The organism is uncultured Ligilactobacillus sp., assembly GCF_948826705.1.
GTDB lineage: Bacteria > Bacillota > Bacilli > Lactobacillales > Lactobacillaceae > Ligilactobacillus.
The window spans coordinates 1-17,454 of sequence record NZ_CAQLEL010000147.1 but is presented as its reverse complement, the minus strand read 5'-3'; the positions used below and the strand labels follow the sequence as shown (position 1 = coordinate 17,454).

The window sequence follows — 17,454 nt, the reverse complement described above, 5'->3', positions numbered from 1 at the left end:
TCATCAATATGGTACAACAACTAAGTGAAGTCGATACGACAGATGTACCGGTAACAACAACTGTGACGGATGCCTTTAATGTAATGCGAGAAGACATCGCAGTTAAGGGGACCGACCGAGAATTGTTGATGGAAAATGTACCTGAAAGAAAAGATGGCTTTATCAAAGTGCCAGCAATTATTGATGAAAGCGAGGAAGGCTAGCCAATGGATTATTTTACAACTGATCTGACCAGTTTACATGAAAAATTGGTCAACAAAGATCTGAGCGTAGAGGAGTTAACAAAAGACACCTTCAAGACGATCAAAGACCGTGATCAACAGATCGCTGCTTTCCTAGCTTTAAATGAAGAAGCTGCTTTAAAGCAAGCTAAAGAACTTGACCAAAATGGGATCGATCCAGCTAATGTTTTGGCTGGGATCCCGATCGCGATCAAAGATAATATCGTGACAAAAGGCTTACGGACAACAGCTGCCAGCAAGATGTTAGAAAACTTTGACCCGATCTATGATGCAACAGTCATGGAAAAATTAGCTGCTGCTCAAATGATCAATGTGGGTAAAGTCAACATGGATGAATTTGCTATGGGTGGCTCGACTGAAAGTTCAGCTTTTAAGGTAACTAAAAATGCTTGGGATCAAACTAAAGTCCCTGGTGGATCTTCTGGTGGTTCAGCGGCTGCTGTTGCTTCAGGCCAAGTTTTAGCTGCCTTAGGTTCAGATACAGGTGGTTCGATCCGTCAACCAGCAGCTTACAATGGGATCGTTGGGGTCAAACCTACTTATGGTCGTGTATCCCGTTACGGCTTGATCGCTTTTGCTTCCAGCTTAGATCAGATCGGACCATTGACACGCACAGTCAAAGATAATGCATATGTTTTAAATGCTATCAGCGGTCATGATAGTCGTGATTTTACAAGCTCTAACCGTGAAGTTCCTGATTTTACACAAGGCTTAGATGGTGATATCAAGGGGATGAAGATCGCAGTGCCAAAAGAATACTTTGGCGAAGGTGTTGCAAAAGATGTCAAAGAAGCGATCAAAAAAGCGATCAAGACGTTTGAAAGCTTGGGGGCAACAGTCGACGAAGTTTCCTTGCCACACAGCAAGTATGGAGTCCAAGTCTACTATATCATTGCCTCTTCTGAAGCTTCATCTAACTTACAACGTTTTGATGGGATCCGCTATGGCTTTAGAGCAAAAGATGTTAAGAACTTAGAAGATGTTTATGTTCGTTCACGTTCTGAAGGTTTTGGTGATGAAGTCAAACGTCGGATCATGTTAGGGACATTCTCACTTTCCGCTGGGACTTATGATGCCTTCTTCAAGAAAGCTGCTCAAGTTAGAACTTTGATCTGCCAAGACTTTGCGAAGGTCTTTAACGACTATGATCTGATCTTAGGACCAACTGCACCAACAACAGCTTATGGGATCGGTGATGAGATCAATGATCCGATCACGATGTACATGAATGATATCTTGACGATCCCAGTAAACTTAGCTGGTCTGCCAGGAATGTCGCTTCCAGCTGGTTTCTCCAATGGTTTACCGATCGGGATGCAATTGATCGCACCACAATTTAGAGAAGATACGATGTATAAAGCGGGCTATGCTTTTGAACAAGCGACCGACTTCCATAAACAAGTTCCAACGATCGGGGGGCAAAATTAATGAACTTTGAAACAACAATCGGACTTGAAGTCCACATTGAGATGAAAACAAACTCCAAGGCTTATTCTCCCGCGCCAGTAGTTTACGGAGCAGAACCAAATACGAATACTAATGTTATCGATTGGGGCTATCCAGGGGTTTTGCCACAATTGAACAAGGGTGCTTTGGAATACGGGATGCGAGCTGCTTTAGCACTTAATTGTGAGATCGCACGGGATATCCACTTTGACCGTAAGAACTACTTCTATCCAGATAATCCAAAGGCATACCAGATCACACAAGCCCAGACACCGATCGGACACGATGGCTGGCTTGAGATCGAGCTTGAAGATGGGACTAAAAAGAAGATCGGGATCGAAGAAATGCACGTCGAAGAAGATGCTGGGAAAAATACGCATGCAGGCGATGGCTATTCTTATGTCGATCTAAATCGTCAAGGAACACCATTGATCGAGATCGTATCTAAACCAGATATCGCTTCCCCAGAAGAAGCTTATGCATACTTGACACGTTTACGTCAGATCATTCAATTTACAGGCGTATCTGATGTGAAGATGGAAGAAGGTTCAATGCGAGCTGACGTTAACATCTCAGTTCGTCCGATCGGCTCAACTAAGTTTGGGACTAAAACGGAAATGAAGAATCTAAACTCCTTTGAACACGTGAAAAAAGGTTTGGAATATGAAGCTAAGCGTCAAGAGCGCGTTTTGATGGCTGGTGGTGAGATCCAACAAGAAACACGGCGTTTTGATGAACCAAGTGGTGAAACGATCTTGATGCGTGTCAAAGAAGGTAAGAGCGATTATCGTTACTTCCCAGAACCTGATCTACCACCGATCCATATTTCTGACGAATGGGTCGCACAGGTCAAAGGTTCGATCCCAGAAATGCCTGACGTTCGTCGTAAACGCTATGTCAACGACTGGGGCATTACTGAATATGATGCAGGTGTTTTGACTCAAACAAAAGAAATGTCTGATTTCTACGAAGCAACTGTAGCAGCTGGAGCGGATGCTAAATTAGCGGCTAATTGGTTGATGGGTGAAGTTAGTGCTTATTTGAATGCTCAAAAAGTTGAGTTAGGTCAAACTGCATTGACACCAGAACATTTGGCAACAATGATCAAGTTGATCCAAGATGAAACGATCTCATCTAAGATCGCTAAAAAGGTCTTTAAAGAGATCATCAAAAATGATACCGAACCAAAAGCATGGGTCGAAGAAAAAGGTATGGTGCAATTATCTGACCCAGCTAAATTACAACCGATCATCGATGAAGTATTGGACAACAACGCGCAATCGATCGAAGACTTTAAGAATGGTAAAGATCGCGCAGTTGGCTTCTTAGTAGGGAACATCATGAAGCAGACCCATGGTAAAGCTAACCCTAAAGTTGTCAATAAATTGTTGATGGCAAGTTTAAAGGAAAGATAGACGCGATCTGCGCCAAGAGGGAATAGTTATGCAAAAGCGTTGCCGAATTATTTATAATCCGACATCTGGACGTGAAGCTTTAAAAAATGATCTAGTTGAGATCTTGAATATTTTAGAACGTGCTGGTTATGAAACGAGTGCCTTTGCAACGACGCCTGAGCCTAATTCTGCTCAAAATGAGGCTAAACGAGCAGCTCAAGCAGGCTTTAGCTTGATCATTGCAGCTGGTGGTGATGGCACGATCAATGAAGTCGTTAATGGGATCGCCCCTCTAAAGCACCGGCCAAAGTTGGGGATCATTCCCGCTGGTACAACAAATGATTACGCGCGTGCTCTAAAGATACCGCGGGAAAGTCCGATCGAAGCGGCTAAAGTTATCGCCAATGGTAAAACGGTCAAGATGGATATCGGGCGGGCTAATGACAAATATTTTGTCAATATTGCAGCCGGCGGTCTCTTGAGCGAATTGACTTATGCTGTACCATCTGAATTCAAGACACTTTTTGGTTATTTAGCTTACCTAGTTAAGGGGGCTGAGTTATTGCCACGGGTCAAACCGATCAATATGCACCTTGAATATGATGGTGGTGTTTATGACGGTAAGGCATCGATGTTTTTCTTAGCTTTGACTAATTCGGTCGGTGGCTTTGAGCAGATCGTACCAGATGCCAGTTTAGATGATGGAAAATTTACCTTGATCGTAGTCAAGACGAGCAATCTGTTAGAGATGATGCGTTTGATCACAATGGTCTTAAATGGTGGTAAACACATCAACGATGCTAATATCCTCTATGTTAAAACATCTAAGTTGGTCGCTAAACCAGTCGACGAAAAAATGATGATCAACATTGATGGTGAATACGGTGGGGATGCGCCGATGAAATTCAAGAACTTGAAACGTCACATCGAGATCTTTGCCAATACCCAAGAGATCCCAGAACGGGCGATCACGGAAGTCAAAGAAGATGAAGATATGGACGAAGCCAAGAAAAACTTTGTTGATGGTGTTCAAGAACTTGATGAATCTGATAATATCAAATTAGATAAGTAGTTAAGAACTCGTTGTTCCAATATGGAGCGACGAGTTTTTTTATCTAAATTTATACTTGCCTTATAGCTCACTTCAAGGTTTATAGTTATTCATTGTAAATGATCATAAGGAGTGAATAAATAATGCAAAATTTTGAACTTAATAATGGTGTTAGCATTCCAATGTTAGGCTTAGGTACATTTCAAATGTCACCTGATCAAGCTCAAAAAGCTGTTGTTTCGGCGCTTGAAAGTGGCTATCGTTTGTTGGATACGGCTAATGCCTATTTAAATGAAAAAGCCGTTGGACGTGGGATCAGAGGATCTAGTGTAACTAGACAAGAAATTTTTTTAAGTTCTAAGCTGTGGCCGACAGTTTATCAAGATAAAACAGCAGTTGATAAAACTTTGCAACGTTTAGGGACAGATTATTTAGATCTATTGTTTTTGCATCAACCTGCTGGTGATTTTATGGCAGGCTATCGCCAACTTGAGCAAGCTTATCGTGATGGTAAGATCAAAGCAATTGGGATCTCAAATTTTCATGGTAAAAAGTTGACACAATTATTGGAACAAGTCGAAATAAAACCACAGGTGATCCAAGTTGAAGCTCATCCATACTATACGCAATCAGATATTCGTGAAGGTTTGGCACCATATGGAACACGGCTAATGGCATGGTACCCTCTAGGGCATGGTGATAAAAGCTTGATGAATGAACCTATTTTTACTAAATTAGCGCAAAAATATGGCAAGAGTAGTGTACAGATCATTTTGCGATGGCATGTTCAAATGGGCTTCATCGTGATCCCAGGTTCAACGGATCCTGAACATATCAAAGATAATGCGGATATTTTTAATTTTGAATTAACGATCGAAGAAATGTCTGAGATCGCTAAACTTGATCAAAATAAGCGTTATTATATACCAAATGATGCAAGAGAAGAGCAATATGCTCAAATGCAGATGGATTTTGAAGCTCAAAAATAAAATGAGAGAATTTTTTGGATGACAAAAAAGATATTGATCACGTATTATTCTTGGTCAAATAATACAAAACAAGTAGCAAAAAAATTAGCACAGGCCCTAAATGCTGAGCTTTTAGAGTTAACGGTCAAGAACAACGTGTTTTCTACTGATATGTATGAAACCTCAGAGATCGCTAAAACACAGATAAAGACAAATAATTTTCCAGAGTTAGTGACTAAGCTCCCCGATACATCTCAGTATGAGATGATCTTAGTTGGTAGTCCTGTTTGGAGTGGAGCACCTGCGACGCCGATCTATAGTTTTTTAGCACAGATCGCAAATTTTAAAGGTAAAGTTGCTACATTTTATACAGATGCAGGTAGTGTGGGATCTTACGGAGAAATTTTTAAAACTTGGGCAGCACCGTTAACCGTGGTGTCGATCTATCAAAAGGAAAAAGATATTTTAACATGGGCAAAAGAGGTAATAGAAAAATGAAAAAAGTATTGATCATGGCAGCTAATGGACAAATTTCGCGTTTAGTTGAGGAATGTATCTTAACTGAACCTGAGTTTTCTGATGTTGAGTTGACGTTATTTTTACGCGATAAAAAACGTTTGGCAGCTTTGGAAAGTAATGACCGTGTGACGTTGATCGAAGGCAGTTTAGATAATTACGCTGATGTCAAGCAAGCTATTTTGGGTCAAGATCTAGTCTTTGTAGGGGTGGTCGATCATACTAGTGATAACCATCAAACTAAATATGTGATCGAGGCGATGAAAGAAACAGGTGTTAAGCGGGTCGTTTTTACCAATATTTTAGGGATCTATGATGAAGTTTTAGGTGAATTTGGGCGTTGGAACAAAGAGATGGTAGCATCTGGCTTGGAATCAGCTAAAAATTCTGATAAGCTGTTGGCAAGATCAGGTCTAGCCTATACAACTTTACGCTTACCATGGTTAAATGATCGTGAAGTGGCCTATGAGATCACCCATAAAGATGAAACTTATCTCGGTGTTTCAGGTTCACGTAGAAGTATTGCAGATGTGGTCTTAAGGATCATTTCCGATCCAAAATTTTTAGTCAATGATAGCGTGGGCATCGCTGACCCTAAGACCAAGGACAGTGATCGTCCGGTGTATTAATGAGAGGGGTAGATAGGATGAAAGCGGCAATTTTTGTAGAACCAGGCAAAATGGAAGTTACGGAAGTTGAAAAACCAACACTTCAAAAATCAACTGATGCGATCATAAAAATCGTGCGTGCTTGTGTCTGTGGTTCAGATCTTTGGTGGTATCGTGGGATCTCTAAACGTCAAGCTAACAGTTTAGTTGGACATGAGGCGATCGGGATCGTTGCTGAAGTTGGATCAGATGTAAAAAATGTCAAAGTTGGTGATTTCGTGATCGTTCCCTTTACACATGGTTGTGGGCACTGTGCGGCATGTAAAGCAGGTTTTGATGGTAATTGTTTAAACCAAGAAGCCGGTAGTAATGGGGGCTATCAAGGCCAATATTTGCGGTATTACAACGCTGATTGGGGCCTAGTCAAGATCCCTGGTCGACCAGCTGATTATACTGATGAGCAGTTGAATTCATTACTTGCCTTGTCAGATGTAATGGCAACTGGTTATCATGCTGCTTTTACGGCTGAAGTCAAAGCAGGTGATACTGTTGTTGTGATCGGTGATGGAGCTGTTGGACTTTGTGGCGTTATCGGTGCTAAATTACGTGGGGCTAAGCGGATCATCAGTTTGAGCCACCATGAAGATCGAGCTAAATTAGCCCGTGAATTTGGGGCTACTGATATCGTTTCTGAGCGTGGCGATGATGCAGTTCAAAAAGTGCTAGAGTTGACAGATGGTGCTGGTGCAGATGCTGTTTTAGAATGTGTTGGGGCAACTTCAGCGATCGAACAAGCAGGTAAAGTAGCTCGTCCAGGTGCAGTGATCGGTCGTGTAGGGGTTCCGCAAACAGAACCGAGCTCTAATCAACTATTTTGGAAAAATATCGGTTTACGTGGTGGGATCGCTTCGGTCACGACCCATGATCGGGCGGTATTATTAGCCACAGTCTTAGAGGGCAAGATCAAACCGGGTAAAGTCTTTACCAAACGTTTCACATTGGATGATGTCCAGGCAGCTTATGAAGCCATGGATAAACGAGAAGCGATCAAATCATTACTGATCATAAGTCAATAGGGTCAGGCAGCTTTTTGCTTTAGACCTATGAAAAACTCAAGAGTAATTAGGCAGCTGGGTAACTAGCTGCTTTTTTGTTAGAGTGAGTGTTTTAGTTTATTTTTTACAAACTAATGTTCGGTGTGATAAAATAGAAGCGACAGGTAAACGGAGCTCACTGTCTCAAAGACATTATTAGAGCAGATCGCGATCTTTAGCGATGGGGATGCGCGAAGGGCCTTGAATACATTGGAGTTGTTAGTTGATAATGGAAATATCAGCCAAGATGGGGTTTTAGAACTGAGCGACGATCTATTGAGTCAAGTTTTAGGGGAAAAGACACTTAAATATGATAAGAACGGTGAAGATCATTATGACTTGATCTCAGCTTTGCATAAATCTATGCGAAATAGTGATGTTGATGCAGCGATCTATTGGTTGAATCGGATGCTAGCTGGTGGCGAAGATCCATTATATATTGCCCGGCGCTTGTTGCGTTTTGCCAGTGAATATATCGGTTTAGCTGATAACAATGCTTTGAATCTAGTTGTTAATGTTTTTCAGACGTGCCAATTTATCGGAATGCCTGAATGTAATGTGCATTTGATTCAAGCAGTGATATATCTATCTTTGGCACCTAAATCTAATGCTGTTTATAAAGCGACCACAAGAGTCGCTAAAGATGTCAAACAGACTTTAAATGAACCTGTGCCATTGCAGATCAGAAATGGGACGACCAAGTTGATGAAAGAATTAGGCTATGGTAAAGGTTATGAGTTAGCTCATTTTGCAAAAGATAAGTTGACCACAATGCAAACAATGCCGGATAATTTAGTGGGACACACTTATTATCTGCCAACTGAGCAAGGAAACGAGATCCGTTTCAAACAACGCTTAGAACAGATCAAGGCGTGGCATCAAAAACACGATAAAACTTAAGAGTGGTGCGCCACTCTTTTTTTGCAGTGATAGTTGACAAAAATACGGCATATATATAAATTTACTAATTGTAAGGGGGGGATAATATGAATCGCGAGAGTTTGATCTTTTTGCGAATTAGCCAACTTCAGCGCCAACTACTAGCTAATAGCGCAACCGTTTTACAGCAAGTTGGTATAACTAATGCACAATACGATATTTTAAATTATGTATATAACCATACTGGTCGTACTCAAAAGGAGTTAGCCGCTACCTTGGTCGTCACTAAGGGAAATATCACCCAGATCATCACAAAGATGGAAAGACTAGATCTGATCAAAAGAAAACAAGTAGGTAAAGCAAAGCAGCTATTTGTGACAGAAAATGGTCGTCAGATCTACGAACAGATCACGCCTGATTTAGAAAAAGCCCATGCTGATGCTTTAGCTAAGTTAGATCTGACTGAGCAAAAACAACTTTTACGTCTTCTAAAACTAGCGCTAAGAGGCTAGGCTACTTTTTTTGTCAGCTTGGACTTGGTAGAATAGATAGTGATAACTAAAATCAAAGTAAACGAGGATAAGTAATGAAACGGAAATTACCTGTAGTTAAAAATCAAAAAGTAGAAGCGACGATCGTGGATCTGACCTACCAAGGAATGGGTGTCGCTAAAGTCGAAGGATATTCACTTTTTTGTGATGATGCTTTACCTGGTGAAAAAGTAAAACTCCATGTGTTAAAGGTCGGTAAAAATTTTGGTTACGCTAAAGTTATCGAACGCTTGACGACCAGTCCTGATCGGGTCACAGGTAAAGGTAAAGCCTATTCGCAAACTGGGATCGCACCTTTACAGCACTTAGCTTATCCAGCTCAGTTGAAATTCAAACAAAAATTAGTCAGTGATCTGTTGAAAAAGGCACATCTAGCTGACCTAGCAGTTGAACAAACTTTGGGGATGGTAGAACCATATGCCTATCGCAACAAGGCACAAGTCCCAGTCCGTGAAATTGATGGAAAACTGACAGCCGGCTTTTTTAAGCGCGGTAGTCATAATTTTTTACCACTGACGGACTTCTTGATCCAAGATAAACGGATCGATGAAGTGATCCAAAAAGTGTTAGTGATCTTACAAAAGTATCAAATGACAGCTTATGATGAAGCTACACACAGCGGGATCTTACGGCATATCATGGTGCGGCGTGGACATTATTCTAAAGAAGTGATGGTCGTGTTGGTGACGCGGACTAATAAGCTACCAAATAAAGAAGCGATCGTAAATGAGATCATGGCAGCTTGCCCTGATGTGGTGAGTTTGCAACAAAATATCAATTCCAAACAGACTAATGTGATCTTGGGTGACAAGACCCAGGTTTTAGCGGGCCAAGAATATATCACAGATCAGTTGAATGGACTTAAATTTGAGATCTCAGCAAGATCATTTTACCAAGTCAACCCAACGCAGACTGAAAAACTTTACCAAGAGGCGATCAAGCGTGCTGGCTTGACCGGAAATGAAACGGTGATCGATGCTTATTGTGGGATCGGGACCATCTCACTGTCCATGGCAAAGCATGCTAAAAAAGTCTATGGGGTCGAGATCGTAGAAGAAGCGATCGCGGATGCCAAAAAGAATGCAGCTTTAAATAATTTGGATAACTTGGAATTTGAAGTCGGTAATGCCGAGGACTGGATGGCAACTTGGCAAGAACAAGGGATCAAGCCAGATGTGATCATGGTCGATCCGCCACGTAAAGGTTTGACGCAAAGCTTGATCGAAAGTGCAGTCAAGATGTCTCCTAAAAAGATCGTTTATGTCAGCTGCAATCCGGCGACCTTGGTACGAGATATCCAAAGTTTTATGGACCTAGGCTATAGCGTGAGTCAACCGATCTTACCAGTCGATCAATTCCCACAGACTGCGCATGTGGAGACGGTGACGGTGCTGGAATGTGGGGGGAAATAGCTTGTCAAAATCGATATGACAAGATTTTGGTGAGATGATAGTATACTCAACGTATAATAGTAATAAATCAGATTATTAAGGTGGGTAGAAGAATGACAAATCAGCAGATCCAAATAGAGAATAAGGTAAAGACTAATGAAAGAGCATGAGAAAAACGATCAAAGTATTTCTCACGAAGATATGATAAAAGAGTTAGGATTATAAGATATACTATGAGTAAGAAGTGACGATCTTTATATTATCAATAGGTTATAAAAATGAAATATATAAGTGATATCCAATTCTTTACTTTATTAAAAAATCAATATTTTATAAAAATATAAGAGGTGTTTGCTCCATTGAGGTAGTGATCACTTCTTATTTTTTGTAAAAATATAGATATTACTGGATATTGTATAACATTAATGTTAAAATTCCGTGTGATGAAGATGTGGTTTAAGTTAAAATATCGAAAATTAATGGGTGATAGGTGCCGTTGGCGGCTTAGATTAAAATTCAGAGTCTAATATTTAACCAAATTAATTGTATGTCTTTTTTAGTACAAGCGTTATTATCAGTGTATATCATGAAAGGCGAGGGATGAACAATGGATCTATTGAGCGTTAAAGATGTAAGTAAGAGTTATGCTGCCAATGTTTTAGCGTTGGATAACGTTGATTTTTCACTAGAAGTAGGCGAGTTTTGTGCGATCATGGGGACCTCTGGTTCGGGGAAGACGACTTTATTGAATAGTATTGCGACTTTAGATGCTCCAAGCAAAGGACAGATCTTATTTGAAGGAGTCGACGTGGCCAAGATGTCAGTCGATGAAGCAACACTTTTTAGAAGAAATAACCTGGGTTTTATCTTTCAAGATTATCGGCTATTGTCCAGTTTGACCGCTAAGCAAAATATTACAGTGGCGCTATCATTATTGAAAAAAACGCCAGCTGAGATCGAAAAGAGCGTAACTGAACTCAGTCAAAAATTCGAGATCGCCTCAGTCTTAGATCATTATCCTCATGAACTTTCAGGTGGGCAAAAGCAAAGAGTGGCGATCATTAGGGCTTTGGTCAAGGAACCTAAATTATTGATCGCTGATGAGCCTACGGGGGCTTTGGACTCCAACTCGACTAAGACGATCATGCAACAGTTGACTTATATCAATCGGGAATTACACACGACGATCTTGATGGTGACTCATGATGCGTATTCGGCTAGTTTTGCTAAGAATATCCATTTCTTAAAAGATGGTCAGATCTACACGACCTTAAGAAGAGATCTGACCGAAATGAAGAAAGATTTTCAAAAGAAAATTTCGGATGTAATGCTTGAGTTAGAGAGGTGAGTATGATGTCATTTGCGATCAGTTTTTCAAATTTGAAACATAACAAGAAGTTGTATCAAGTTTATTTTTTAGCACAGCTGGTGATCTTTAGTTTGTTTTTTATGCTCCAGTGTTTTTCAACTGATAGTGTGATCGTAGCGCGGTTAGCTGAAGATGCTGATATCAAGACGATGATCCAGACGATAAGTTTGTTTTTTGTGTTGTTTATCGTTTTTTACTTTGTATATTTCAACCAGTTTTTCATCAAGCAACGTGCCGAAGAATTGGGGATATATTCGATCTTAGGCTTTAAACGCCAAGAGATCGTACGCTTATTTTTAGCTGAAAATGCTATTTTGGTGGTCATCGCAGCTGGACTTTCGCTTGGTGTAGGGTATATCTTGTACTTTGGCATGCGAACTTGTCTGATCAAATTTATAGGCTTAGATCTATCTATCTGGAGTTTAAAGATCCAAAGTGTTGCCTTTAAAAATATGCTTCTATTGATCTTAGGGATCATCGGAATAGTCTACATAGAACTCTATGTGATCTTTAGAAAAAAATTGACCGATATTTTAAACTTACAAAAGTTACAAGATAAGCAAGTAAAGCGTCATCCATTTTTAGCTTTAAGTGGCTTAGTATGTTTGTTAGGAGCAGATCTGTTATTTATCAATTTGACCACTCGTCCATATTCGTTATGGGATCAATATGGTAGTTTGCCAGTATTGTTTGTCACACTGTGTTTATTGGGCGGAGGTAGTGTGTTGTTTATCATCTTTACATTGCCGTATGTAGTTTCATTTTTGATACATAGACCTAAAAAGCTATACAGCATGAGTGGAAATGTTGTCTTACCGCGAATGCAACACCGTTTACAAAATAAAGGACGTTTGCTGACCTCCCTTGCGCTATTGACGACTGGATCAGTCATGGTCTTAGGTGTCACATTTTTAACGCTGTCGTATCCATATGAAGCGACTAAACGGATCGTTCCTAGCACATTAGAAACTAAAATAGCTAAGAAACGCCCTTTGAGTACAAGTGAGATCAAGAGCTTCGAACAAAAGTTTGCGCTTAAAGCCGTTGATTCTAAAATATTAGAACTCAAACTAAAAGATAAATGGTATTTTTCCAAGCGAAATACCAGTGATCATATCGACGTGATCTCTTTTACAAACTACAGTGAGCTGATGGCATTGCAACATCAGGAACAATTGAAAAAAATGGCGTTAAATGAAGCTGTATTGGTCAATTATTACGCCAGTTTAGCTCCGGTAAATGAAAGTTTTACGCTTAAAGATGGCTCACAAACGCTCCAAGTGAAAAAAGCGACCAATCAAAATCCTTTCGCATTTGCTAACAGTGTTGTAACGGTGATCGTTAGCGATGCAAAATTTAACGAGTTAGCGCAAAAATATCCAAATGCTAGTTATGCGATCGTGTCATTTGATGGGAAAAACATGCGCGATAATGAAAAATTAGTGCAAGCATTTAAAAAGACTAAAGTAGCGTACTTTAGTTCTTATGAGCGTAATAAATTGATCACCAATGCCAATAGTCCGACATTTTTGATGATATCAATGATCTCTATCCTATTTTTTGTAACGATCAGTACGATCTTATATTTTACTGCGCGGATCGAAGAGTTGTCCTTAAGTGAAGAATACGATACTTTAGCCAAGCTAGGATATCGAATAAAAGAGATCCGACGTGTCGTATCGGTCGAAAATGCGTGGCTATTTTTCCCACCATTGATCTTAGGTTTAATAAATGGAGTATTTGGGATCTTAGGTGCAAGTTATTTGATAACTGACTCATTGACTACAGGTTGGTATAGTAGATTAGGCCAGCCTTTGCTGTACACGATCGGGTTATTTTTGCCGATCTATCTTTTGGTATATTATCTGGCAGGTAGGTCGATCGTCAAAGAACTTACCTTGCATATCGGCTAAGTTTGATGCAATAGTGATCAGAAATGTCTTTGGCAAAAATGTAGTATACTAGATCAGAGAAAAGATATTTTATCAATAATATAGTGGAAACGATCAATGTATAGTATCAAAGAAGTTAGTGAGATCATGGAGATCAGCGTGTTTACTAGCGGTGCTTCGCTTGGGCTGAGCGGTTTATTACTACAGACACTAACGCAAGATCCACTGGCTGATTCGGGGACTTTAGGGATCAATGCTGGTGCAGGATTGTTGATCGCATTTGCTTTACGGTATTTACCCCAAGGATCCTATATGTCACAGATCTTACCGCTAGTTTCTGTTATTGGTGGCTTACTTGTTAGTTGGTCGATCTACCAATTAGCCAAGAGACAGCAAGGAACACTTGACCCGATCAAATTTATCATTACAGGTGTGACTCTTTCAGCGATCTTATCGACCAGTATCTTGCCCGTGGTCGGATACGTTGAACAAGCTAAGTTGACCTATATGATCGATTGGTTATCTGGTAAGATCATGGGCGATAATTGGACAAGTTTGGGCTTAGTTGCTCCCTTGTTATTGATCTTGTGGGGACTTATCTATTATCGAAGTCGGATCTTTGATCTCTTGACTTTGGCTGAAGAGTCGAGTTTGGCTTTAGGCTTAGATCTACGTAAAGCTAGGCGTGATCTTTTGATTTTAACTAGTTTATTGGTATCATTAACTGTGATCATAGCAGGAAATATTGTGTTTATTGGACTTTTAGCAGGACATCGTGTTCGGATCCCATTGGCTATGCTATTAGGTGCGTTGATATTGTTGATCGCAGATACGTTGACACGCACTTTTTTGATCGGTAATACATTGCCGACAGGGATCGTTGTTTCGATCATCGGTGCGCCTTATTTTCTTTATTTGATGAAAAAGACGATTTGATAAGAAAGGAAAGTTGAGCGTATGAAAGAGCAAGAATTACGGCAAAAGATCGGAGACCTTGCTTATGAAGTCACCCAAAATGCAGCGACTGAGCGTGCATTTACTGGGGAATATGATGATTTTTTTGAGAAAGGGATCTATGTTGATGTTGTAAGTGGTCAACCTTTATTTTCCTCTAAGGATAAGTATGATTCGGGCTGTGGTTGGCCAGCTTTTACAAGACCGATCGCTAAGGAGAGCTTGACTACTAAGGCTGACTATTCGCATTTTATGAGTCGGACTGAAGTTAAAAGTAGTCAAGCTGATTCACACTTAGGGCATGTTTTTTCTGATGGCCCTAAGAAGAGCGGTGGAATGCGATATTGCATCAATTCCGCTGCTTTGCGCTTTATCCCAGCTGATAAGATGATAGCTGAGGGATATGGTGAATATTTAGATCTCTTATAAATAGAGCAGGATGTACTTTTTGAAGTATGTCCTTTTTATTTTAGAATTATCTAGCTAAAAAACTTATCCTTTTATTTTGATCGATAGTGTGCTATTTTTAAAGAAATTATTGCAGATATCAGGAGGATCAAGCTAATGTGTTAAAAATCATTGGGGAAAACTAGCGATCAATAGCAAAAGTAGGGGATTTTTATGACAAAAGCATTTAAGTTATTGGCGCTTTCGCAGCTTGTAGCTAATTTGGCTGATCTTTCTTTCAGAGTCCTCATCATCGCTAATATCTATCTTATCTCAGATTCGCTCGTATCGACTTCACTTGTTCCGATCTTGATGGGTGGTGCTTCATTTGCCACGACATTTTTAGTTCCTTTAGTGAGCAAATATCTACCGTTAAATAAGATCATGTTTTATACGCAAGCAGCAAAGACGTTTTCATTAGCATTTTTGACAGTTTCGCTGTATTTTTGGCCTAGACTGCCATTGCTTTTTATCTATCTGGTGGTAACTTTGATCTCACTTTTGGACGGTTTTGAACAGCCGATAACAGTTACACTTATGACACACTATGAGACCGACTTAGCTCGTGGTGATTCAGTCCTGACAGTTTGCAGTGAAAGTGTTGCGATCATTGGTTGGGGCGTTGGTGGAGTCTTATTTGCTAGTTTAGGGATACATGGTGCTTTACTGGTCACGTTATGTTTTTTTGCATTGGCTACTTTTCTTACGAGTCGTTTGCCTAGAGTAGTCGTTATAAAAGACAGCTCCGAGACTACATGTCAGACTCTTTTTAAAGGGTGGAGATTATTGTATCAGCGTACAGTTTTGAAAGTCTTGCTTGGGATAGGGCTTTTAGAAGTTTTTTCCGATACACTTTGGGTCTCATCGATCATTTTAGTTTTTGTGACTGAGATCTTGCATGAAACTGAAGCGTATTGGGGTTATGCTAATATGACCTATTCACTTGGGATCGTTATTGGAGGCTTAGTGGTATTCAAGTTTTCTAAAAAGATCAATGAACATAAAGTTTTTAGTATAGTGATGTCGCTGTTTTTAGCGATCGCAATGCTTTTTTTGATCTTAAAAGTACCACATTCAGTTGTCTTTTTGCTTGGTTCACTATTGTTTGGTAGTGTATCTCAGTTAAAAGAGATCCCAGAAGCTGTTTTGATCCAAGAAAGTGTTACAAAAGATCAATTAGTAGATGTTGATGCAGTTTTTGAGATGATCTCTGTGATCAGTTTTTCGATCTTACTCTTTATCATGAGTTGGATCACTGAAAGATTTGGGATCAAAATAGCTTTTAGCTTAGCGATGCTTAGCCTGTTAGTAGAAGCTGGGATAGTCTTTAAATATAGAAAAAAATTGAAATGATAATTTTTGCAGGAATAGACGGGCTGTTTATTCCTGTTTTTTAGTTGTCTTTACTGAACTTATCTGTAAAACTATGCTATTCTGAACTTAGATGGATAAATTTAATTATATTTTTTGTAATGGGGTAGAAAATGACAGAAAAGAAAACTTGGTATTTTGGAGAACGCGCCAACTATGCGGTCATGTGGCAGATCGCAAAGCCTAAGGCAGTTTTACAGATCGTTCACGGGATGGTCGAACACATCGAACGCTATGATGAGTTTGCCCGTTTTGCAAATGATGCAGGTTATCTTGTGGTCGGACATGATCATGTTGGACATGGCGAGACGGTCAAAGATCCAGAAGACTACGGGGCTTTTCCCAAAAATTGGCAAGATCTGATCGCAGACGTGCATACTTTGCAAAGGGAAGTTAGCAAAAAATATCCCGATATTCCCTACATTATCCTAGGGCATTCGATGGGCTCATTTATCACGCGGTTGTATCTGGGACAGTATGGACAAGATGTAGATAAGGCGATCCTTATGGGAACAGGCCAACAACCACGAGTACAGACTTGGGCTGCGATCGGACTAACAAAGATCTTGCGGATGTTTCACGGTGAAAAGTATCGCAGTAAATTTTTGGAACAGATGAGTACGGGGATGTTCAATCGTTTATTTGCTCCAAATAAGACGAGCGCTGATTGGTTATCGCGTGACAAAACAGAAGTAGATAAATATTTAGCGCACAAGCATCATCAATTTACCCCGACATTGAGTATGTATCGTGCGTTATTCACGTTTTCAAATCTTGCAGCGAGTCGTAAGTGGATCAAAAAGATCCCGCGTAGCTTGCCATTACTTTTGATCTCAGGAGCAAAAGATCCAGTTGGAGGCTTTGGTAAAGGCGTGACGCATTTTTATAAGATCTTGCGACATGAAGATTTTACAGACGTAACGCTAAAGTTATATCCTGATGCCCGGCATGAGATCTTAAATGAGTTGAATAAAAATGAAGTGATGCGTGATCTGGTAGCTTGGATGGATGACAAAATCTAGTTGTAATAGTTCAGTGAAATGGAATTTGGTTATGGAAAGAGTATAAGTTAAGTAGATATTTATGATCGAACAACTAATATTGGTGAGATGATCGTGAAAATAAAGCAAGATCAAGAGTGATACTGTGGGAAAAATCTACGTGTAAACTCAAGTAAAAGATTTAAAGGGAGAGTTTAAGCGATGAGAAGTTATCATGACAAAGCAGAACTAAAAGCTGAGATCCAAAAAACATATGCTAAGTATATTGCGGAATTTGCCG

General features: G+C 40.0%; 16 protein-coding genes and 1 pseudogene. All 17 read left to right on the top strand.

Translation table 11 applies throughout. The features are described from left to right. Positions 1-203 (top strand): Asp-tRNA(Asn)/Glu-tRNA(Gln) amidotransferase subunit GatC (gene gatC / locus Q9Q35_RS11090; RefSeq protein ID WP_304653419.1); only part of this gene is annotated, 203 nt, incomplete at its 5' end. 3 nt (positions 204-206) lie between these two features. Next, the gene (gene gatA, locus Q9Q35_RS11085; protein WP_304653418.1) at positions 207-1,670 is read left to right on the top strand and encodes an Asp-tRNA(Asn)/Glu-tRNA(Gln) amidotransferase subunit GatA; all 1,464 of its coding nucleotides are present in this window, start codon (positions 207-209) and stop codon (positions 1,668-1,670) included. After that, positions 1,670-3,103: an Asp-tRNA(Asn)/Glu-tRNA(Gln) amidotransferase subunit GatB gene (gene gatB / locus Q9Q35_RS11080; protein WP_056958922.1), complete on the top strand. Its 1,434-nt coding sequence runs from the start codon at positions 1,670-1,672 to the stop codon at positions 3,101-3,103. The genes gatA and gatB overlap by 1 nt, the downstream gene beginning before the upstream one ends. Positions 3,104-3,131: 28 nt before the next feature. After that, positions 3,132-4,154 (top strand): diacylglycerol kinase, encoded by a 1,023-nt coding sequence (locus Q9Q35_RS11075; RefSeq protein ID WP_304653417.1) that lies wholly within the window; start codon positions 3,132-3,134, stop codon positions 4,152-4,154. A gap of 122 nt (positions 4,155-4,276) precedes the next feature. Next, positions 4,277-5,122 (top strand): aldo/keto reductase, encoded by an 846-nt coding sequence (locus Q9Q35_RS11070; RefSeq protein WP_304653416.1) that lies wholly within the window; start codon positions 4,277-4,279, stop codon positions 5,120-5,122. An 18-nt stretch (positions 5,123-5,140) separates the two neighbouring features. Beyond that, positions 5,141-5,599, top strand: a complete 459-nt coding sequence (locus Q9Q35_RS11065; RefSeq protein WP_304653415.1) for a flavodoxin — start codon at positions 5,141-5,143, stop codon at positions 5,597-5,599. Beyond that, a complete protein-coding gene (locus Q9Q35_RS11060) occupies positions 5,596-6,246 on the top strand; it encodes an NAD(P)H-binding protein (RefSeq protein WP_304653414.1) in 651 nt (216 codons plus the stop codon). Before Q9Q35_RS11065 ends, Q9Q35_RS11060 begins: the two co-directional genes overlap by 4 nt. A gap of 17 nt (positions 6,247-6,263) precedes the next feature. Then, a complete protein-coding gene (locus Q9Q35_RS11055) occupies positions 6,264-7,301 on the top strand; it encodes a zinc-dependent alcohol dehydrogenase family protein (RefSeq protein WP_304653413.1) in 1,038 nt (345 codons plus the stop codon). 150 nt (positions 7,302-7,451) lie between these two features. Continuing rightward, positions 7,452-8,219: pseudogene (locus Q9Q35_RS11050) on the top strand (replication-associated recombination protein A); the annotation flags it as partial. A gap of 86 nt (positions 8,220-8,305) precedes the next feature. Continuing rightward, on the top strand, positions 8,306-8,710 hold the full coding sequence (locus Q9Q35_RS11045; protein ID WP_304653412.1) for a MarR family winged helix-turn-helix transcriptional regulator: 405 nt from the start codon (positions 8,306-8,308) through the stop codon (positions 8,708-8,710). A gap of 74 nt (positions 8,711-8,784) precedes the next feature. Beyond that, positions 8,785-10,161: a 23S rRNA (uracil(1939)-C(5))-methyltransferase RlmD gene (rlmD, locus tag Q9Q35_RS11040; protein ID WP_304653411.1), complete on the top strand. Its 1,377-nt coding sequence runs from the start codon at positions 8,785-8,787 to the stop codon at positions 10,159-10,161. A 586-nt stretch (positions 10,162-10,747) separates the two neighbouring features. Then, positions 10,748-11,488: an ABC transporter ATP-binding protein gene (locus Q9Q35_RS11035; RefSeq protein WP_304653410.1), complete on the top strand. Its 741-nt coding sequence runs from the start codon at positions 10,748-10,750 to the stop codon at positions 11,486-11,488. A 5-nt stretch (positions 11,489-11,493) separates the two neighbouring features. Beyond that, positions 11,494-13,422, top strand: coding sequence for an FtsX-like permease family protein (locus Q9Q35_RS11030; protein WP_304653409.1), 1,929 nt, complete (start codon positions 11,494-11,496; stop codon positions 13,420-13,422). Between the two features lie 96 nt (positions 13,423-13,518). After that, positions 13,519-14,337, top strand: coding sequence for an iron ABC transporter permease (locus tag Q9Q35_RS11025; RefSeq protein WP_304653408.1), 819 nt, complete (start codon positions 13,519-13,521; stop codon positions 14,335-14,337). A gap of 21 nt (positions 14,338-14,358) precedes the next feature. After that, positions 14,359-14,784, top strand: coding sequence for a peptide-methionine (R)-S-oxide reductase MsrB (msrB, locus tag Q9Q35_RS11020; protein ID WP_304653407.1), 426 nt, complete (start codon positions 14,359-14,361; stop codon positions 14,782-14,784). Positions 14,785-14,976: 192 nt separating this feature from the next. After that, positions 14,977-16,155, top strand: coding sequence for an MFS transporter (locus Q9Q35_RS11015; RefSeq protein ID WP_304653406.1), 1,179 nt, complete (start codon positions 14,977-14,979; stop codon positions 16,153-16,155). A 131-nt stretch (positions 16,156-16,286) separates the two neighbouring features. Further along, on the top strand, positions 16,287-17,195 hold the full coding sequence (locus tag Q9Q35_RS11010) for an alpha/beta fold hydrolase (protein ID WP_304653405.1): 909 nt from the start codon (positions 16,287-16,289) through the stop codon (positions 17,193-17,195). Positions 17,196-17,454: the final 259 nt, after the last annotated feature.